The sequence below is a fragment of the Hirschia litorea genome, from assembly GCF_042665075.1.
Lineage (GTDB): Bacteria > Pseudomonadota > Alphaproteobacteria > Caulobacterales > Hyphomonadaceae > Hirschia > Hirschia litorea.
Genome location: NZ_JBHTBR010000002.1, coordinates 1,030,920 through 1,051,037, shown reverse-complemented (window position 1 = coordinate 1,051,037; position 20,118 = coordinate 1,030,920). Strand labels below are relative to the sequence as shown.

The 20,118-nt window shown below is 46.3% G+C and carries 17 protein-coding genes and 1 tRNA gene; 11 read left to right on the top strand and 7 right to left on the bottom strand.

Annotated elements, in window-relative coordinates:
- Positions 1-11 precede the first annotated feature (11 nt).
- From ACFQS8_RS04925 to ACFQS8_RS04915, 3 genes are all read right to left on the bottom strand, one after another.
- Positions 12-920 (bottom strand): MBL fold metallo-hydrolase, encoded by a 909-nt coding sequence (locus tag ACFQS8_RS04925; RefSeq protein WP_382166151.1) that lies wholly within the window; start codon positions 918-920, stop codon positions 12-14.
- Positions 921-971: 51 nt separating this feature from the next.
- A complete protein-coding gene (locus ACFQS8_RS04920) occupies positions 972-1,907 on the bottom strand; it encodes a BRCT domain-containing protein (protein ID WP_382166150.1) in 936 nt (311 codons plus the stop codon).
- 155 nt (positions 1,908-2,062) lie between these two features.
- Positions 2,063-2,497, bottom strand: a complete 435-nt coding sequence (locus tag ACFQS8_RS04915) for a protein tyrosine phosphatase family protein (RefSeq protein ID WP_382166149.1) — start codon at positions 2,495-2,497, stop codon at positions 2,063-2,065.
- Positions 2,498-2,633: 136 nt separating this feature from the next.
- Here ACFQS8_RS04915 and ACFQS8_RS04910 point away from each other — a divergent pair, with 136 nt between their 5' ends.
- The 3 genes from ACFQS8_RS04910 to ACFQS8_RS04900 all read left to right on the top strand — a co-directional run bounded on the left by ACFQS8_RS04910 (position 2,634) and on the right by ACFQS8_RS04900 (position 6,312).
- Positions 2,634-3,656, top strand: coding sequence for an ABC transporter permease (locus ACFQS8_RS04910; RefSeq protein ID WP_382166148.1), 1,023 nt, complete (start codon positions 2,634-2,636; stop codon positions 3,654-3,656).
- A complete protein-coding gene (locus tag ACFQS8_RS04905; protein WP_382166147.1) occupies positions 3,656-4,558 on the top strand; it encodes an ABC transporter permease in 903 nt (300 codons plus the stop codon). The genes ACFQS8_RS04910 and ACFQS8_RS04905 overlap by 1 nt, the downstream gene beginning before the upstream one ends.
- A gap of 122 nt (positions 4,559-4,680) precedes the next feature.
- Positions 4,681-6,312 (top strand): peptide ABC transporter substrate-binding protein, encoded by a 1,632-nt coding sequence (locus ACFQS8_RS04900; protein ID WP_382166146.1) that lies wholly within the window; start codon positions 4,681-4,683, stop codon positions 6,310-6,312.
- A gap of 95 nt (positions 6,313-6,407) precedes the next feature.
- Here ACFQS8_RS04900 and sppA read toward each other — a convergent pair whose 3' ends face one another.
- The gene (gene sppA, locus ACFQS8_RS04895; RefSeq protein WP_382166145.1) at positions 6,408-8,180 is read right to left on the bottom strand and encodes a signal peptide peptidase SppA; all 1,773 of its coding nucleotides are present in this window, start codon (positions 8,178-8,180) and stop codon (positions 6,408-6,410) included.
- A 309-nt stretch (positions 8,181-8,489) separates the two neighbouring features.
- Here sppA and ACFQS8_RS04890 point away from each other — a divergent pair.
- Positions 8,490-8,564: transfer RNA gene (locus tag ACFQS8_RS04890), tRNA-Gln, on the top strand.
- 100 nt (positions 8,565-8,664) lie between these two features.
- Here the strand turns inward: ACFQS8_RS04890 and mobA are convergent.
- Together mobA and ACFQS8_RS04880 are read right to left on the bottom strand one after the other, a co-directional pair.
- Positions 8,665-9,285, bottom strand: a complete 621-nt coding sequence (mobA, locus tag ACFQS8_RS04885; RefSeq protein ID WP_382166144.1) for a molybdenum cofactor guanylyltransferase — start codon at positions 9,283-9,285, stop codon at positions 8,665-8,667.
- A 23-nt stretch (positions 9,286-9,308) separates the two neighbouring features.
- Positions 9,309-10,514 carry a molybdopterin molybdotransferase MoeA gene (locus ACFQS8_RS04880; protein ID WP_382166143.1) on the bottom strand — a complete coding sequence of 402 codons (1,206 nt, stop codon included), beginning with the start codon at positions 10,512-10,514 and terminating at the stop codon, positions 9,309-9,311.
- 886 nt (positions 10,515-11,400) lie between these two features.
- Between ACFQS8_RS04880 and ACFQS8_RS04875 the strand changes: the two genes are divergently transcribed.
- From ACFQS8_RS04875 to ACFQS8_RS04845, 7 genes are all read left to right on the top strand, one after another.
- On the top strand, positions 11,401-12,198 hold the full coding sequence (locus tag ACFQS8_RS04875; RefSeq protein WP_382166142.1) for a DUF3450 domain-containing protein: 798 nt from the start codon (positions 11,401-11,403) through the stop codon (positions 12,196-12,198).
- Between the two features lie 23 nt (positions 12,199-12,221).
- The gene (locus tag ACFQS8_RS04870; protein WP_382166141.1) at positions 12,222-13,589 is read left to right on the top strand and encodes a MotA/TolQ/ExbB proton channel family protein; all 1,368 of its coding nucleotides are present in this window, start codon (positions 12,222-12,224) and stop codon (positions 13,587-13,589) included.
- 41 nt (positions 13,590-13,630) lie between these two features.
- A complete protein-coding gene (locus ACFQS8_RS04865; RefSeq protein ID WP_382166140.1) occupies positions 13,631-14,155 on the top strand; it encodes a MotA/TolQ/ExbB proton channel family protein in 525 nt (174 codons plus the stop codon).
- Positions 14,148-14,552 carry an ExbD/TolR family protein gene (locus tag ACFQS8_RS04860; RefSeq protein ID WP_382166139.1) on the top strand — a complete coding sequence of 135 codons (405 nt, stop codon included), beginning with the start codon at positions 14,148-14,150 and terminating at the stop codon, positions 14,550-14,552. Before ACFQS8_RS04865 ends, ACFQS8_RS04860 begins: the two co-directional genes overlap by 8 nt.
- Before the next feature lie 15 nt (positions 14,553-14,567).
- Positions 14,568-14,972, top strand: coding sequence for an ExbD/TolR family protein (locus tag ACFQS8_RS04855; RefSeq protein ID WP_382166138.1), 405 nt, complete (start codon positions 14,568-14,570; stop codon positions 14,970-14,972).
- 12 nt (positions 14,973-14,984) lie between these two features.
- On the top strand, positions 14,985-15,650 hold the full coding sequence (locus tag ACFQS8_RS04850) for an energy transducer TonB (protein WP_382166137.1): 666 nt from the start codon (positions 14,985-14,987) through the stop codon (positions 15,648-15,650).
- A 386-nt stretch (positions 15,651-16,036) separates the two neighbouring features.
- Entirely contained in the window at positions 16,037-17,476 is a 1,440-nt protein-coding gene (locus tag ACFQS8_RS04845) for a tetratricopeptide repeat protein (RefSeq protein WP_382166136.1), read from the top strand.
- A gap of 374 nt (positions 17,477-17,850) precedes the next feature.
- Here the strand turns inward: ACFQS8_RS04845 and ACFQS8_RS04840 are convergent, their stop codons facing one another.
- Positions 17,851-20,007, bottom strand: a complete 2,157-nt coding sequence (locus tag ACFQS8_RS04840; RefSeq protein WP_382166584.1) for a S9 family peptidase — start codon at positions 20,005-20,007, stop codon at positions 17,851-17,853.
- Between the last annotated feature and the right edge of the window lie 111 nt (positions 20,008-20,118).

Sequence of the window (20,118 nt, the reverse complement as noted above, 5' to 3'; positions counted from 1 at the left end):
TCGGCCTCTGCCTATGCTGAGACTGTACCCAGCTTGTATTCTGTTCTTAGGCTGCATGTGTCAGTCGAGGCTATTGCTCTGCCTGTGTCTACTAGGTGGATCATGTGTGCCATGACGGAGTGACATGCCGCAGGGTGTAGACGCTTATCGACGTCTTTGTAGATTGTTTTTACCATTTCAGGGATGAGTGTGTCACCCGCTTGTAAGCGATCAACAATTGCTTGTTCACGTTTGCGACGGTGAGAAATATAGGCTGCAATGAATGGACCTGCTTCTGTGACAGGCGGTCCATGAGTTGGCCAGATTGTGGCATATCCACGTTGTTTTACTTTTTCAAGGCTATCAAAATAGTCACCCATATTTCCATCAGGCGGAGAGATGACAGTTGTGGACCATCCCATAATGTGATCACCGGAGAAAAGAGCGTTTTCTTCTTTTAGGGCGAAGCAATAATGGTTGGATGTGTGACCCGGAGTTGCGACAGCTTCGACTGTCCAGCCATCACCAGAAAATAATTGCCCATCAGTGAGCGTGTGGTGAGGTTGGAAGGATAAATCATCTCCCGCTTCCATACGGACATCAGAATCAGAGGGGATAGCTGGTCCACCAGCATAGACTTCACATCCAGCCCATTCAGCAAGTGGATGCGCAAGGGGAGAGTGGTCCATGTGAGAATGGGTTACCAATACATATTTAACCGTCCGGCCTTCGAGCGCTTTTTTGAGGGCTTCAAAATGCGTTTCTGTATGCGGACCTGGATCAAAGACAACACATTCCTTATCACCGACGATATACACGCCTGTGCCTGTATAAGTGAAGGCTCCAGGGTTATTCGCGATCACACGCTGGATAAGAGGAGAGACTTGCGCCACTTCTTCATAGTCAAATTTAATTTCGCTTACGAATGGTATTCCGGCCATCTGACTCTTCCGTTATTTTTGTCTCGTCATTAGTCCACGACAAAGTCGGTTCTATTTAGTCGCAAATTGCTCTGCAAATGCACGTGCAAGACGGCGAGTCGCCCGAAGTTTCTGACCTAATGGCAGAGCGACTGGCGGGCCCATATCTGTCTTGTTCGCGTCCACAATATAAATGCGTCCATCTTTTGCATCACGCAGCACGTCAACGCCGCCCCAGTCAAGTTTGATTTCCTTTGTAAAGGCTCTGATCACGTCAAGTTCATCTGCCGAGAACACATCTTGAGGGTTTTTGATGAAAACTTCGGTGTTCTCGTTCAAAAAGCGACGTGAAAGTGGACGACGTTTTATAAAGACGAGGGAAGGTTCACCATTGACTGTGCAAGTGCGGAGGTCTTCGACAAGGCCGCCGGGAATTTCATTATCCACTAAGCGTTGATAAGCGCGGCCTTCTTCACGTGGAATGGGACCAACGACAATGCGGCCATCATGCGCAGCGTTGATTTCTGATTTATCGACGATCATGCCTGTAAATGTAGTTGGATCGACACCAAGACCATAACCGGCTGCGCGCTCAAATGCTTCTGCGACACGCGATTTGGAAATGTCAGTACACTCAAAATTGACTGTCTTCGCGTCGAGCGCGTGTGCAACGGTTGTTAGTTTTGAAGATTCTGTTGAATCATCAAACTGCATCACAATGTCAGCGTCTTCGGTTTCTTTGACGATACGTGCGCCGGCAACGTGTAAAACTGGCCAAATAAGATACCAAGGTCGCGGTTGATCGGGTGCAAAAGCTATCTTAGGGCGTTTATGCCCAGAGAGTGCACGTTGAACGCGCCAAGCTTGTGCAAAGAAGAAGAAAGTAAACCAAGTGAAAATGTCATGAAGGAGATGAAAATCGAGACGTATACGGTGTCCGGTTTTCTTAACCAGAATCGAATTCGGTCCTTCGACGATAAAATCCGATGTCCAAATATTCTTCTTCATACGCAACCAACCAGTAAATTTGACTCACTAAGTGAGTGGGCGTGAGTTTCATGTCTTATTTTTAAATGAAAGTCACGTCTCAATACACATACTCATGCTATGGGAAATGCGGCAGAATGCTGACATTGCCAAGTAAAACTTCTGTGTCAGGATTATTAACTATTGTGATATTGCTGCATTAATGGCTGGAGATGCGACAGGTCGTATCCTGCAATTCTTGCTTTCTCGATTGCCGTGTCGGGCGTTTCAGCACCTGATTTGACACTTGCAAGTGACCATAGCGAAATGGAACGGGTTCCGGAGCGGCAATAGGCTAAAACAGGACCTTCACTCGATGCAATAGCTGCATTTAACGCGTCAACAGAGGCGGTGAGGTCATTGGGGCCAGCGATTGGAATCGCTGTGAAACCAAGCTTGAATTCTTCCGCTTTTTCGCGTGCAGTGTGGCTTGGCATTTGACCAAAGGTTTCATCATCGGGACGATTATTGATGATATGCGTAAAGCCTTCACGCTGAATTGAAGAAAAATCATCGATGTCGATTTGGGGTGCCACTGCAAAAGAATCGGTCACACGACGAATATCAGCCATAATTGCCTCTTTTATTATTGCTCACCCACAAAAGACTGTGGATTTTTGAACGAACTATTTGACTCAGAAAGCGATAGTCTCCCCAATGCAAAGAAGCAAGGCAGTCGCCAACCAATAATAGCGTAGCAAAATTTTCATGCAGACGACAATGCAAGATAACCCAGAAACAAAGACTTCGGGCAAACCCATTCCCCAAAACTCTATTTTTCAACGTGTGGTGACGGCCATACCGTTAGGGTATGTATTGCGACGATTGTTTCTCGCTATACCGACAATGTTGCTCATCATTACTGTCGCATTCTTTTTGATGCGGGCAGCGCCGGGTAACCCCTACAGTACAGATCGCAAATTAGCGCCAGAAGTCGAAGCAAATATGAAGGCGGCTTTGGGCTTAGATAAGCCGTTAATTGAGCAGTACGGCAATTATTTGGGAAATGTGGTGCAAGGCGACCTTGGCCCGTCCATGCGCAATAGCGATAAATCTGTATCAGAGATTATTGGCGATGGAATTGGTGTTAGTTTAACGCTTGGCGCTTGCTCAATGGTGTTGGCAATTTTCATCGGAACCGCGCTGGGTATTGGGGCCGCCATCCGCAAAAATACTATGACGGATTATTCCATTATGGCTTTTGCGATGTTGGGTATTTCGGTGCCAACTTTTGTGATCGGTCCCATATTATCGCTCGCCTTTGGAGTGTGGTGGGGGCTATTTTCAGCAGGCGGCCTTGATCTTGGACGAATGAATTTTTCAAACATGTTTTTGCCTGTGGTGACGTTGGCTTTGCCGCAAATTGCGATCATTTCCCGTTTAATGCGTGCCTCGATGATTGAGGTTTTGCAGCTAAGTTATTTGCGGACTGCAAGAGCTAAAGGCTTGTCTGATCTAACGATTTTATTGCGTCATGCTGCGCCCGCTGCCGCTTTACCGCTTGTGTCCTATATAGGTCCAGCTACGGCGGGATTATTGACGGGCTCCGTTGTAATTGAACGTGTTTTTTCGCTGCCGGGAGTGGGACAGTATTTTATTGATGGCGCGATTAATCGTGACTTTCCCTTAGTGATGGGGGTGGTGATTTTATATTCAGGATTAATCGTGATTTTTAACTTGATCGCTGACGTTGTTTACGGTGTCTTAGACCCAAGAGTGAGTTATAATTGATGATTGTATCTTCGGGTTCTGAGAAAACACAAATGCTCAATCAAGCGGCGCTTAAAGGGCGCTCATTGTGGGATGATGCACGTAATCGACTCCTTAGAAATTTAGCTGCGCGCATATCTATTTTTGTGCTTTGTGCATTGATATTAATCGCTATTTTTGGACCTATGGTTTGGCCTCATAAATATGACGCCATTTCACAAGCGGGAACGTTTGCGCCACCGAGCTGGTCAAATTTTCACATATTGGGAACAGATAATCAGGGGCGCGATGTTGCTGTTCGCCTTATGGTGGGGCTGCGTATATCGCTTGCTGTGGGGCTGACTGCGACGTTGGTAAGTCTTGCTATAGGGGTGAGTTGGGGCGCGATTGCCGGATATTGCGGCGGCAAGATAGATCAATTGATGATGCGTTTTGTTGACGTGGTCTATGCCATTCCTTTCATCTTTTTTGTGATCTTGCTGAATGTTGTGTTTGGCCGAAATATCTTTTTGATCTTTCTGGCGATTGGCGCGGTTGAGTGGTTGACCATGGCGCGGATTGTGCGCGGCCAGACTTTGGCAATCAAAGGGCGCGAATTTATAGAAGCTGCGCGTGCGTGTGGTGTGCCGCCTCATAAAATTGTGTTGCGCCATGTGATTCCAAATCTCCTTGGGCCTGTGGCTGTTTATGTGACACTCACTATCCCTATTGTGATCCTTGCGGAGAGTTTTTTGTCGTTTCTAGGGTTGGGCGTGAATGAGCCTTTGACATCTCTTGGTGTGCTGATCTCCGAAGGAAGAGCGAATATGACATCGCACTTGCATTTATTGATTGCGCCTTCTGCTGTGATGGTTGTGACATTGTTATGCTTGAATTTCTTGGGGGATGGATTGCGCGATGCGATGGACCCGCGTGATCGATGATTTGTTTTAGAATTGGCACGTTCAAAATGAAGACGTTTTGGGGTGTGGAAATTGGTAATCATGGGTGCTGAAGCATTCTTCATTGCATCAGATGGCAAGAGTGAGCTGAAGGAATGGGTTTCATGACTTTTAAGAAAAGCTTGATGGCGTCGTTAATGATGTCGGCTATGTTGGGTGTGTCTGCATGCGGTGGCTCAGACGGTGCGCGTGAAGATGAAACGACACTATTTCGGGGCATAACTGCAAAGCCAGATACGATGGACCCGCAAAAAGCTGAAGGTACGTGGGAGAACGATATCATTGGCGATATGTTTATCGGCTTGTTCACTGAAAATGAGATTGCAGAAGCTGTTCCCGGGATGGCAGCAGACTGGGACATTAGCGATGATGGGTTAGTGTGGACTTTTAAGCTTCGCGATGCGAACTGGTCTGACGGCACGCCTGTTACCGCAGATGATTTTGTCTATTCTTGGCGGCGTGTGCTTGATCCAAAAACAAGCGGTGCGGCGTATGCGTCTCTATTGTATGTGCTGAAAAATGCGCAACAAGTGAATGCTGGCAAGCTTGGTGTGGAAGAGTTAGGCGTGAAGGCGATTGACGCTAAAACGCTAGAGGTGCGGTTGGAATATCCAGCGCCATATCTGCCAGGTGTATTGAAGCATTATGTGTCATTTCCTGTGCCCAAACACGTTATAGAAACGCATGGCAATAAATGGACCCAGCCGGCCAATATCGTTGTAAATGGGGCTTATAAACTTGCAGATTGGCGCATTGGAGACTTTATGCGCTCAGAAAAGAACACTGCGTTTTTTGATGCGCAAAATGTGTGCTTCAATCAGGTGGTTTATTATCCCTATTCTGATGATGATGCTGTGATCCGCATGGCGCAAACAGGTAAGATTGATATGAATGGCTCTTTTCCGTCTGCACGGCGCGCGGAGCTTGAAAAATCCATGCCTGGTTGGGTGCGCGTGTATCCGGGGCTTTCAACTGATTATGTCGCGATAAATCTGCAAGTGAAGCCGTTTGACGATCAGCGTGTGCGCCAAGCTTTAGCCATGGCGATAGATCGTGAGTACATTACGCAGGAAGTAATGGGGGCGGGGCAATTGCCCGTATATGGGTTTGTGCCTGAGGGGATGAGTGGCTATCCAGAAGGCGCTCATTTTAACTGGATGGGATTAACTCGCCCAGAGCGACTCGTGAAAGCAAAAGAGTTGTTAGAGGCTGCTGGTTTTGGTCCAGATAAACCGCTCAAGTTTGAATATCTTTTCAGGTCAACGCGTGAAAACCCGAAAGCGGCTCCTGTGCTGCAAGCTAATTGGAGTGATATAGCTGAATGGGTGCAGCCGGATATTCGCCGTGTAGAAACGCGGGTTTTGTATAATCAACTCCAGCAAGCGGATTTTGTAACATCAGATGCCGCTTGGGTGGCGGATTTTAATGATCCCTATAATTATCTATATCTTTTAGAAAGCGCGACAGGTGTGCTCAATTATGGGCGGTATGTGAACACAGAGTATGATGCTTTGCTAAAAGCGTCACAAATGGAACGCGACCCTGTAAAGCGTTCGGCGATTCTAAAACAAGCTGAAAAAATGATTTTAGATGATGCTGCAGTTATTCCACTTTGGAATACGGGCAATCAATATCTGGTGAATCCAAATGTAACGGGATGGAAGCCAAACCCTGAACGTATCCACCGTACGCGATATATGTGTCGTGAAACAACGCCTGAAGGTGGCGAGGGATAGGCGTTATCTTTGAAGAAGATAAGGCGTAGAAAAGGGGACTGGCTTCATCATCTAGTCCCCTTTTTATTTTTGCATTTAAGAAACAAAGACTTTGCTTAGTATTCCTTGATCAAAGGCATTGCCATTTGGTTTGGTTGGCTTTCCATGGCTTGGATCTGCATGAGTGTAGCTCTTACACGTTCGTCACCGACGACTTGTGAGATCTGATTGAGCGTACGCATGCTCTGAGCAGATGCGCCCAACATGCTGCCTATCGCTTGAATTGGGTCTGTCGTTGGGATCATCGACACGAGATTGACCTTTTTATCGGCATCAATTCCTGCGAGTTCTTTTGCGCCTTCAACAGCATCGAGCAAGCCGCCCAATTCATCGACGAGGCCGCGCTCTTTCGCATCTTCACCCGTCCATACACGGCCTTTTGCAATCTCATGCATTTCAGCTTGTGTCATGCCGCGCCCATCAGCAGCAAGCTGAGTGAAGCGGTCATAAGTGCGGGCGAGGCTTTTGCGCATTGTGGCACGTTGGCTGTCGCTTAGGCGTTCAGTGGATGTGTATACGGAAGAGAAATCACCTCCGACATCAATGCGCGCTGGGGTTACGCCAATTTTGCGCATACCGTCTGCGACCGCGAATTTACCACCATAGACACCAATGGAGCCTGTAATGGTTGTGCGGTTTGCGTAAATCTTGTCAGCACCCATTGCGATGTAATATCCGCCTGAAGCTGCCATGGAACCCATAGAAACGACGACGGGCTTGTTATAGGTCGCTTGGACATATTCAATGGCGTTCCAGATTTGATCGGATGCTATAGGGGAGCCTCCACCACTATCAACGCGGAACACAATGGCTTTGATGTCTGCGTCTTCACCCGCATCATAGATTTGCTGAGACACAGTGTCTGAAGCGATAATAGTTTCAGCGTTTGGATTGAATACATCGCCACCTGACGAGCCCGCCATGATGGGGCCTTCACCACCGATGAGTGCAATTTTGGGCGCTGATTTAGGTGCTGCGGGTGGAATATATTCTGCAATCGAGATGATTTCTGCGTCATCTCCCAGGCTGCGCGCGTGACGAGCAGCATCTTCCGGCCAGCCTAAATTGTCGATCAAGCCGATCTCTTTTGCCTTATCTGCAGAATAGGGGCTGTTTTCCAATATCTCTCTAAGGACGGCACTGTCCGGCATTTTGTCTGCGCGGTCTTGCGAGATATCTATCAAGCTTTCTTGCCACAAGCTTTCAGCAAGCTCACGCATGGCAAGCTCGTGCGAGGCTGTGAAATCGGTTTCTTTGTAGACGTTTGGGGAGTTTTTAAATTCGTGAAAAGCTTCGATCTCAGCACTTACACCGATTTTATCAAATAGACCTTTCAGGAATAAAGTCTCCAAAGAAATACCAGGGATGGAAACGTCTGATCCATCTTGAAGCCAAATTTCATCACTGGCTGAAATCGCACGATAAGCTGATGGACCGCCTACGAAAAAGCCTTGCGAGTGACTGATGACGAATTTTCCATTGTCTTGAAGCTTCTTGATTGATTCGCGAATCTCTTCTGCACGAGAAGATCCAAAGCCCATTTCAGAAGCGCGAATGAAAACACCTTTGACATGTTTATCTGTCGCGGCCTTATCCATTTTGGTAAGGATGTCGGTGAAGCTTGTTTGGCCAAATAGGGCGGCGAGGCCGTCAGTCGGCGGTTGGTCGGGGAATTCTTGACGCATATCTAGTACGAGAATCAATGATCCTTTAGGCGCTTCGTCTGAAGAATTGCCTGCAACCATGCTCAATATGAAAATTGGCAAAGCTATAAAGAATAATATAAGCGCAAGCAGCCCACCCGCGAATGATAAAAGAAGCGTTTTCATGTGTATCCAATACTAAATTCAACGTCGCTTGTGGAGCTTCGCTTCGATGGAGTAATACCGTTTATCGATAAATATACGTATGGCAGACTCAAATTGAAAGGGCAGATGTGTGTTATTTATCGCTTTAATTGAATATGGAGAACTAATCTCAACAAATGTGAGAGGTTTCCTGGCAAAATAAGCGTAAACAGCTGTGGATGAATTTAAAGAAATGCATCGGAATGGCGTGATCTGCATATTTTTTTGCATAAGTGGCAAAAAACCTATTGCATTCTAATTTAAGGTTAGCTACCTACAGCCTTCCTTTGTTGGGGCATCGCCAAGTGGTAAGGCACCGCTTTTTGGTAGCGGTATTCCCAGGTTCGAATCCTGGTGCCCCAGCCAAGGATCTTATTTCCTTGAACATGTGTAGATTTTCTCAGCATCATTAAATGCTGAGGCTGCGCATATTGCGCGATTGATCTATCAACCTCCATCTGAAAATCTAACCTCGCGATGCTAGATAGGCTTCAGCTTGAGCAAGGTCTTGTTCCGTATTGATATTGAAAAATGGATCAATATTGGGGGGAGACTCAGCAGAACTGTTGGTTGGTTCTGTTTTCCATTCAACTTCGATATGACCGCATTCAATGGCAGAGCGGGTAAGGCTAAGTTTTCCAGTCGCGGCATTGGCCTCTAATATCTTTAAGTGATGGGGCTGCCAGAGTGCACATACCGGGTGCAGTCGGCCTTTGCTGGAGGCGATTGCGACATGCGGGGTGTTTGCAGTTGCTTGGCGTAAGTTGGTGTACAAATCAGATGGCAGAAACGGACAATCACAGGGGAGTGTTAGAAGTGCCTCGAATTGCTTCTTTTGAGCCCATTTTAGCCCCGCAATGAGGCCGGCTAATGGCCCATCAATATGGGGCGTATCAATCACTTGTGGAACGCCATCAAGTTTGACCTGATCTTTATAGGCGAGCTGAATGGCTGTTGGGAGGTTCCAGTTCTGGGTAGCCTGCAAGGTTAGGTCAATGAGGCGGCTCCCCGCAAGCAATTTGTCTGCCTTGCGGCCACCAATACGTGCGCCTTCGCCGCCAGCTAGAATGAGGATTGCAGTGCGCATGTGGTGTTGCCTCAACTACGTCACTAGAAGTCATAAACGGGTAGCTTATCGCCCGCTTTAGCCGCAGGTGCATTGGGGGGACGTCTGATAAGAATATCAGCTTTTGCGAGTGTGAGTTGGCTACTGGAATCTTGAAAGGAAAAGAGGTTGATTTTACCGTCTTCTAAATAGCCTCGCATAAAGTTTTCTCTATCGCCATTGGCGGGTATATCAGCACACGATTCGATCATTTTGGCTTTTGTACAGTCTTTGATAGCGCGACCAGATAACCCTAGAAGGAGTGGTTTTAGGAAAAGGCGTGCGGTTACGAGAGCGGAACTAGGATTACCGGGGAGACCAAGGATTATAGTATGACCTACACGTGCGCACCAAACAGGTTTGCCCGGTTTCATTGCGACTTTGGAAAAGATCATCTCCATTCCAAATTTTTCGAACATGGATTTTGCGTAGTCGCGTTCACCAACAGATGCGCCTCCGGTCACGACAATAATGTCTGCTTCTCTGAGGGCAAGTTTTGCCGCTTTTTCCAATCGTCTTGGGTCATCATTGAGGCGTTCTGATCTTACAACTTGTGCACCATTTTCAACAATAAGTGTGTTAATTCCGTAAGATACACTTTCAGGAATGGAGCCTAGTTTAGTGTGAGCTTGGCCTGGAGGCATTAACTCGTCACCTGTGGCCAATACAATCAAACGCGGGCGCGGATAGACAAGTAGCGTTCCCTGATCTGCTGCGGCGGCTGTGGTCATGCTCTTCCAGTTAAGCTGAGTGCCACGTGTGAGAAGTGTTTGTCCTGCTTGAAAGTCACTTCCTGTTTTGCGGATGTGGTCGTTTTGAGAGGGGGGTGTTTTGAAAACTGCAAAATCACCATCACGTTCAACATTTTCTTGGATGATAACGCGATCAATGCCTTCTGGAACGGGGGCACCCGTAAATATGCGAACACAACTGCCTTCAGGGGGAGATTTTTGCGGTTCTGACCCTGCAAAACTTTCACTATGTATCGGAAGGCGGATAGGGGTGTTTGGGGATGTGTTCAGACCTGAGAGATCTTTGTCGCGTACGCCATATCCATCCATTGCCGATACATTGTGGGCCGGTGCGTTTGATCTTGCGTTGAGGTCTTCTGCAAGCGTGAGGCGTGCGCAATCTGCAAAAGGTATTTTTTTAGGAGAAAGTGGTGTCGCTATAGTCTCGATTTTGTGGATAGCGTCATCAAAAGATATCATGTGTTTTCTCCGCGAAAATAATGTTCTGGCATTTAAGTATATAGAGTCGGTATCGACGCTTTCGACCCGACTAATTGTCTCGTTACTAAATAGGTGGTCACATCAAGTGAACAATTCAAATATAATTTTCTTGCTGCATCTTTGAGGCGTAGCATGCGTCTCGCGTGCATTGAAACCTTTTGAAAATTGAAGCCAACCCGTTGCGAGATAAGAATTTTAGAAATTGGAGCCAATTTTCAAACTGACACATAGGCGACATGTTACTGCTATATAGCGATGAAAATGCAGGTAGTCAGATCGATGCAAGGTCGATTTCTATCGTTGATTTGGGGCGAGAATTAGGCTGTTGGGGAATCAAATATGCACAGGAAATATGTGATTTTGCATAGAGTTGGTAAAAAAGTTAAAAAAATTACAAGGTGAAATTTCGATGAAATTGTTGGTTTCATCGACGAAAAAACGCCAACACTAGACAGCTTGATGCAATAAAAGGCGTGTTTTGGTGTGTTTTTATGTTGTTTTGGATAAAAAAACAGTGAGTAGTGTATAAGATATATTGATCGTTGCGTTTACTTGTTGTTAGCGTTCTGTTGCGTCTAGGCGAATATTGTCGCATATGGTCGCATTCGGTATACAGCTTCCCCAAGGGGGGGAGATGTAAGGGAGAACTAGAAGAGCATAGGTTAATATGCTCCGGTTACGGTGGATTTGGTGATTTTCATTTCAGATCGTCGGAAACTAAAAAGTATTCATTGGGCGTGGTGCATAACAGCAAGCACTGACGTTTAAGAATGTGGGGAAGCGCGTGTTACCCCATAAATAGAGTTAAGTTTTCGAGCGGAGAGCGCATAGTGCATCTTCGCGTCGGGGAGTTGAGAGGCAAGACATGAAACGGTTTATCAAACCGGTGCGTGCAGCATTTATGGCGTCAATTTTGGCGTCTGTTGCGACACCGGCTTTTGCACAAGCAAACTTGACTGATGCTATCAGCGTTGGTGAAAAAGCAACACGTACAGCAGAGCAAACTCAAGAGCGCATCAACCAGCTTGATGATGAACGTTCTGACATGGTTCGCGAATTCCGTACCTTGTTGCAGCAAAAAGATGCGGCTGCGCTTTATAAGCGTCAGCAAGAACGCGTTGTTGCGTCCCAAGAAAACGAGCTTGTCAGTTTGGCTGAGCAACTTGGTCGTGTAGAAGAAATCAAGGCGCAAATGGTGCCGATGATGCAAGACATGATCTCTGCTCTTAAAACTTTCCGTGCTGCAGACTTGCCGTTCAAAGACAAAACAGATTCTGGTTTTGATGTACGTGCAGACCGCTACGAAAAACTTGATGAAGTAATGGCTCGTGGAGATGTATCTCCTGCAGAGCGTTACCGTTTGATCATCCAAGCTTTCCAAAGCGAAATGGAATATGGTCGCACAATCGCAACTTACACAGACGAAGTCACATTGAATGACGGTTCTGTAAAAACAGTTGATGTGTTCCGTTACGGACGTGTTGCTCTTGTTTACATCACAAAAGACCGCAACCAACTCGGTCGTTGGGATCGTGACACAAATCAGTGGGTTGACCTGCCAGCTAGCTACAAGACTGAAGTGCTTAAAGGCATTCGTATCGCTGACAAAGTTGCAACACCAGCAATCATGATGGCTCCGGTCGTCAAATTGTCTGCTCAGTAACGTCGAAAGTGAGAATTACTGATATGAAACCGATTAATTTTTCGATCAAAGCAATGGCTGCTGCAGCCGTTCTTATGACATCGACAGCAGGTGTCGCATCTGCTCAAACTTTGGCTGATGTTGTTCAAGCAATCAAAAAAGATTCAAGTGAACTCAACGCTGAAAACGCAAAACGTTTGAACGAATTTAAATCTGCCCGTGATCAACAAGCTGCCCAATTGGCTGCAGCGCGTTCTGAAGTACGTGCGGAAGAGGCTGCTGGTCAGGCTCTTGCAAACAAATTCAACGAAAACGAAGCTGTTCTTTCTGGCCTTCAAGCTGAACTACAAGAAAAAGCAGGGGACTTCTCTGAGCTTCTTGGTCAGTTCCGTACTGCTGCTGGTGAGATTGACCCGCTATTGCGTCGTTCAATCATTTCACAAGAGTATACAGGCCGTGCTGAAGGTCTTGCAGAGATTTCTCAAGCAAGCACACTTCCAACACGTCCAGAGCTTGACCTTCTATGGAAAGCTATGTTGCGCGAAATGGTTGGCCAAGGCGAAGTGAAAACTTTCCAAGCTAAAGTTGCTAACGTAAACAACAACGAGCCGGTGGATGTTTTCCGCATTGGTCCGTTTACTGCTTTCACTGCATCTTCAAGCCCAGAATTCCTAGAACTTAAGTCTGGTGAATTTATTCCTTTCGCAACTCAACCAGGCGGCAAACTTATGTCATCTGCGTCTGCTCTTGTGAATGCACCTGAAGGTAAATTGGTTGAAGCACCAGTTGACCCATCACAAGGTGACTTGCTGGGCCTATTGGCTAACATGCCAAGCCTTGGTGACCGTATTAAACAAGGTGGTCTACCAGGTTATGTGGTTCTAAGCCTCTTGGCTTTCGGTCTACTTCTTGGTGGTTACAAGCTAGTGACGCTTACTCTAATGAGCGGTGCTGTTAAGAAAACAGCTCAAACTAAGCAAGCTGGTAACGGCAACCCATTGGCACGTATCTTCCAAGCTTATGAAGATTCAAGCCAAGATGATGTAGAAGCTCTAGAACTTCGCCTAGACGAAGCCATCCTTAAAGAGACTCCAAAAATCGACAGCTTTATCAACCTGATTAAAGTGTTGGCTGCTGTGTCTCCGATGATGGGTCTTTTGGGTACAGTTGTAGGTATGATCCGTACATTTACACAGATTACTCTGGTAGGTACTGGTGACCCGAAAACTATGGCTGATGGTATCTCACAAGCACTTGTAACAACAGTTGAAGGTCTTGTGGCTGCTATTCCTCTTATCCTTCTCCACGCAGTTGTCTCAACTCAAGCTAAAGGCGTCCAGCAAGTTCTGGAAGAGCAAGCAGCTGGTATGGTTGCAGAGCGTGCAGAGCAAAAGGGCGGTGCCCGGGTATAATCCCGGGTTCTACCCCTTTTTCATAGGAAAGGGAGGTTAAAATGCCATTTTTCCCAGACAGCCTCAATGGCTTCTTGGATAGAGGTGGACCGGTTCTATTCATCATTATGGGCGCAGCCTTTGTGATGTGGGCTCTTATCATTGAGCGCGTTTTTTACTTCCGTCTTTCACATAAAGACGTTGTGACTAATGCGCTTGAAAAGTGGGATAGCCGTAAGGATCACTCATCTAAATATGCTCATTGGGTAAAGAACAAACTGGTATCTGAAGTGCGCCAAAAAGCGCAAGCAAATGTGACCATTCTAAAAGCTGTTGTGGCTTTGGCTCCGATGCTTGGACTTTTGGGAACGGTTACAGGTATGGTGAACGTTTTTGACTTAATGGCGATCACTGGATCTTCGGATGCGCGTGCTATGTCTGCTGGGGTGTCGCGTGCGACAATTCCAACGATGGCAGGTATGGTAATTTCAATCTCTGGCTTGCTCTTCACAATGGACCTTGACCGTAAGGTTCGTCGCGAAGTTGCTAAGGTCGAAGACCAAATGGAGATTCACCGAAATGCGTAGACGTAAAAAGGTAATGGATGAAGCTGAAGTTGACATGACACCAATGTTGGATGTTGTGTTCATTCTTCTGATCTTCTTTATCGTGACATCTACTTTCTTGAGTGAGCAGGGGATGGACTTAACGCCACCTCCACCATCACCTCCGCAGGAAAATCAGCCCTTGCAGAAAGCTGTGAACATCTATGTCGATGGAAGCAACTTTATTCAGGTAGACGGTCGTATAACCGATATCTCTGCTGTGCGTGCAAATATTGAACGTCGTAAAGCTGAATTCCCTGATATTAGTGTTGTGGTTCAAGTTCACCCAGATGCGAAAAACCTATACGCGCTTAAAGTTGTTGATGAGGCAAGACTTGCCAATATCGAGAACGTTGCGCTTGTTGGTTCAGAGCAGTGATAGGAGGATTATCTGATGTCTAGAGAAAGTCGTATCGCGCCGGAAGAGGATGCAGAAGTAGACTTGACGCCAATGTTGGACGTTGTGTTTATCCTTTTGATCTTTTTCATTGTGACAGCAACCTTCGTGAAAACGCCTGGTGCTACAGTTGAGAAGGTCGATCTTAAAAAGGTTGGCCCTATCAATTCGCCCATCATGGTTGCTCTCACATCTGACGATGAAATTTGGATTAATAGAAAAGCCGTGAAAATGCGGGAAGTTTATGCTACTATGCAAGAAATGGTAGAAGACAACCCAGGCGGTGAGGCTATGATCCAAGTGGATGGCCAGAGCACAAACGGTGTTTTGCTGGAACTGCAGGGTAACATGGTCAATGCTGGTGTTAAGAAAATTAACATCTCAACTGAACCTCAGAGTTAGGAGAAGAATAAGATGTTTTCTAATCCAATCGTGCGTTTCGGTATCGGTATCCCATTAGCAGCAATATTGTCAGTGGCACTATTTTTGTTGATGGAAAACCTTATCCGCATTAACGAGATTTGTCCGCCAGGTGCTGTCATGAGCCCTGCGACAGGCAAATGTGTGAAGCAAGACCAGCGTAGTCTTCGTAATATTTTTGCGGAGAAGGCGACGGTTGAGCAGATCCGCTCGAGCCGTAAGGCACCGAAAAAGCTGGATAAAGCTGCTAAACCACCTCCGCCACCAAAAATGGCTGCTACAAAGCAAAACATTGATTTGCCTAAAGCAAACATTTCAGGTGCGGCACCTACTGAGGTGAAGTTCGAACGCGTAACTGGTATCAACCTTGGTGCTGTTTCCGTGAGCGACCGTGATGCTCAGCCTATTCGTCCGCCAAATACTGGACCTATTTTGCGTGCAATGCAGCGCATTGGTAAGTCTGCCCTGTGTGAAGTGTCTTTGGACGTGGATCTGCAAGGTAAGCCTTACAATGTTGTCGCATCATGTAATGTGAGCCAGTACGAAAAAGCCGCTGCACAAGCTGTGGGAGCAACAGAGTTTGCGCCTAAGATTGTGAAAGGTAAGGCTGTTGGTCGTAAAGGTGTTGTCTATCCATTTGAATTGAAGATGGAAGAGTAAATTATTATCCGTGCGCAGCGTTTGCTAAATTCTGCGCACGGAAGATTTAAAATCGGTTTTGCGACTATGTGAGTGTTGCTCGCCCAATCGATAGTTCTATTGCCTCTCAAAGCTGAGGCGGGAACAAAAAGATATTTCAAAATTGGTTTGAAACCTTTGGATATATGTATCGTTATCGTTTCGAAGCAATTTAGGGTCGTTTGAAAGCAGTCGCTGACATTCATACCCGCATAAACTAGTGAGTAGAAACACATTGAGATGTTGCACTGACTAGGTAGGGAATAAGCCACGGGCGTACGCCTTTGACATAAGGTCATTTAGGGACGCTTTGAATTAAATTTGATGGTGTAAATGTAAATTTACGTCTGATCGTTTGGAGGAAAACGATGCGTTTGAGAAATCTGACATGCGGAGCCGCCGTGGCAATGGCTATGGCTGTAATGGCACCAATCGCTTCAGCGCAAACTGCCGGTTGTGAGGATACACAATTCACAGCGAAAGCGGGTGGCGTATACTTGGATGCTGAGAACGCTTACCTCACAGAAGGTCAGCTTCAGACAGCAACACAATTGGTCGCTAAACTGAAAAGCATGGAGCTTAATTGTTACGAGCGTTCAGCGGTTATCCGTTTGTCCGCAGGTATCAATGTGAAAGCGGGTAACTATCCTGCTGCTATTCGTGACCTTGAAGAAGCTTTGCCAACCTTTACGGGTGAAAACCGTATTGAAACGCTATACAATATTGCGCAGCTTTACCTTCAAACAGACGACAATAAGAGTGCGGTTGCCAAGCTTGAAGAGTGGATCGCTGCGGGTGCAAAGCCAAACAAATCCCAAAACATGCAGCTTGCGACATTGTACCAACAATTAGGTAACAACACGAAAGCAATCTACTTCCTAGAAGCTATGTTGCGCCAAGACCCAAACCCAAACAAACAAGCAATTGACTTTGCGGTTTATCTCTACAACGAGACTGGGCAAAAAGCGAAACTTGCTGACTTCCTTATGAATAAAGTTATTCCAGCTTTCGCAAGTGATAAAAAATACTATGAAGTGATGTCTTCTCTTTATTATGAAGAAGAGAAGGACCACAAAGCGTTTGAAGTTGTAAAAGCTATGTATCTTGCAGGCTTTTTGAAAACTGAAAATGAAATTATGCGCGTAGTGAACTTCTACAACTCGTTTAACTCACCTTTTGAAGCTGCGAAGGTGATGGAAAAAGAGATGAATGCAGGCCGTATCGAAGTGACTGCTGAAAAGCTAGATACACTTGCAAACCTCTACCAAGTTGCCCGCGAGTATGACCGCGCTATCCCAGTTATCCAAAAGCTGGCTAAACAAACAAATAGCGGTAAGTCATATGAGCGCCTTGGTCGTTCTTACTTTGAAATGGGTAAGAATGAAGAAGCTGAGAAAAACCTTCGTTTGGCACTTGATAAAGGTGGCATGAAAGAACCAGGTTTTGCATGGGTTCTAATTGGTCAGATTCAGCACAAAGCTGGTGACCGTGCAGCAGCGCGTGCAGCTTTCAACAAAGCGGCAGCTATGGGTGACCGTGGTGGACGTGGTTGGTTGGACTTCATGAACTCTGAAGATGAGACCAAGAGGGCGCTTGCTACATTTGATATCCGCGTTGAGTTGGATGAGCTGAAAAACCGTAAGAAAGCTTGTAAGCTAACTGAGGTTCTTGGTGGTGAAGCAGCTGATAACTGTAAAACAGTTGACGCTGAAATCGCTGAAGTTGCTGCAAAATTGGGTGAAGACCCAGAAGGCAACCCATTGCCAAAAGAAGGTGATGAAGCGACTGAAGAAACTGACGACGCATAAGGCTTGAATGTGAGGTTGTTTTAAGCCTCACGACACAAGTTGAGAGTATATGAAGGGGCTGGGAAACATATTGTTTTCCCGGCCCTTTTTTTGTGTTTACGTGCGTGAATGCGCTAAACAGAGGCGTGTGTAACAGCATCAATACTGTGGAGTAATGAAGCATTATTCAATGCTAGGCTGCATGAACTTAACAGCCGTGATTAGTAGTTTTGCGGGTGTGTCGGTCGGCAATAAAATTACGACGGCATCATGTAATCTGTTCGGGATTTGGGTGCTTTAAGGATTGCGGGCTGGACATGAAAATCTAACACAACACAAAAAAAGCTGATGACGTTATGTCACCAGCTTTTTTATTAAATGGATGTTGTGATGCTTTAGTTTGAAGTCTCTTTGGCAGATAGATCAAGCGTGTCGCCAGCTTTACCCACCGCAGCAAGTGCAAATGAATATTCAATTGCTGTTTCTTTTAAGCCTTCAAATCGACCAGATGCGCCACCATGCCCAGCTCCCATATTAATGCGAAGGAAATAGGGGCCTGCCTTAGGTGCTTCATGACGTAAGATCGCTGCCCATTTGGCAGGTTCCCAATAGGTAACGCGCGGATCTGTTAAGCCCCCCGTGATTAACATTGGCGGGTAGGGTTTGTCGCCAACATTATCATAAGGGGAGTATTCTAGAATTTGATCATAGTCTTCTGCGCTTTCAAGTGGGTTACCCCATTCAGGCCACTCAGGAGGCGTCAAAGGTAGTTCAGTATCTGACATAGTATTGACCACATCTACAAACGGAACCGCTGCAATAATACCTGCAAACATTTCCGGTTCCATGTTCGACACAGCTCCCATCAATAGACCGCCCGCTGATCCGCCCATACCAACGATTTGACCTTTGGAAGTGTATTTTTGGTCAATGAGATAGTGTCCAGCCGATAAGAAGTCTTTGAAAGTGTTCGTTTTCTTTTCGAGTTTTCCATCGAGATACCATTGATATCCTTTTGCTTGAGAGCCTCGGATATGCGCCATGGCATATACAAATCCGCGATCTACTAGCGATAGGCGGCCAGTGCGGAAGTCTGCTGAAATTGTAATCCCATATGATCCATACCCATACAGTAGCATCGGTGCTGAGCCATCCATTGGCGTGTCTTTATGGCGTAGTACGGTTACAGGAATAAGTTCGCCATCATGAGCTGGAGCCATCACGCGGTCCACCACATAATCTTCTGGATTGTGTCCAGATGGAATTTCACGTGTTTTCAGTAGCGTTTTTTGCCGTGTCGCCATGTTGTAATCATGGGTCTGGTCTGGCGTTGTGGGCGATGCATAATATAGACGAATTGTATCGGTGTCGTATTCATAACCCGTGCTTGCTGAAATATCATATGCAGCTTCGTCAAAAGCGATATCGTGTGTTTCGCCCGTTTTACGAGATGTAATCGAAAGCTGTGGCAAAGCATTTTTGCGCTCTTCAATCACAAGCCAGTCTTTTAGTGCGCTTACATCATTGATTAGCGTGCCTGGTTGGTGAGCAATAACTTCCTTCCAGTCTGCACGATCAGTTGAATCATAAGGGGCAGACATGACTTTAAAGTCTACAGCACCATCAGCATTGGTTTTAATATAAAACTGGCCGTCATAATCTACGACTTCATATTCGATACCGTCTTCGCGTGGGGCGATTGTGTGTAATTTGGTAGGATTATCGGAGTCAGCGCGTATGTAATGGTATTCGCTTGTTGTGTGGTTGCCGGTACGAATGAAGATAAACTTATCTGACTGGCTGCGCTCAATGCCGAGGAAATAACCTGTATCTTGCTCATGGAAAACCAGCGAATCCGTCGTCTCTCCAAGCTTGCGGAAGAAGATTTTTTCAGGACGGTTATTATCGTTGCGATTAATCCAATACACAGCATTGGAAGCAGCAGCCCAAGTGAAAGCACCATATGTGTTCTCAATCACTGTATCGATGTGTTCGCCGGTATTTAGATCTTTGATCCGTAGCGTGTAAAATTCAGATCCTTTATCGTCGACAGTGTAGGCGATCTTGCTGTGATCTGGGCTATGCGACACCTGACCAAAGTGGAAATATTCTTGGCCTTCGCCCATCGCGTCGCCGTCTAGTAAAATGACTTCTTCTGCATCGCTAGCATCGTTAAATGCGCTGGCTGCGGGTTTGCGCGCATAAACAGGGTATTCACCGCCTTCACGGAATTTGCGGTAATAGGCCCATTCACCATCAATCGCGGGCACTGAGGAATCATCCTCTTTAATGCGGCCCTTCATTTCATCAAACAATTCAGTTTGAAGCGCTTCCGTAGGTGTTTCGAGCACCTCTTTGGTATATGCGTTTTCAGCTTCCAGATAATCGCGAATGTCTTGTTTTAAGATGCTGGGGTCTTGCATGACCTCTTGCCAGTTATCATCGCGGATCCAAGCATATGGATCATTGCGTGTCCGGCCGACTTGTTCAGTGATTTTCTCAACGCGTTTAGCGATAGGGGGAGTTGGGTCAACCATGGAGGAAGCGCTCATTATTTCTGATGTTGATGTGGTATTATCAGCATTTGTCTCAATGTCCGGTGTTGGCGCAAGTGATGTACAATTTGCCAACGCAAACAAAGATGTTGCTGCAAGAAGTGTCCG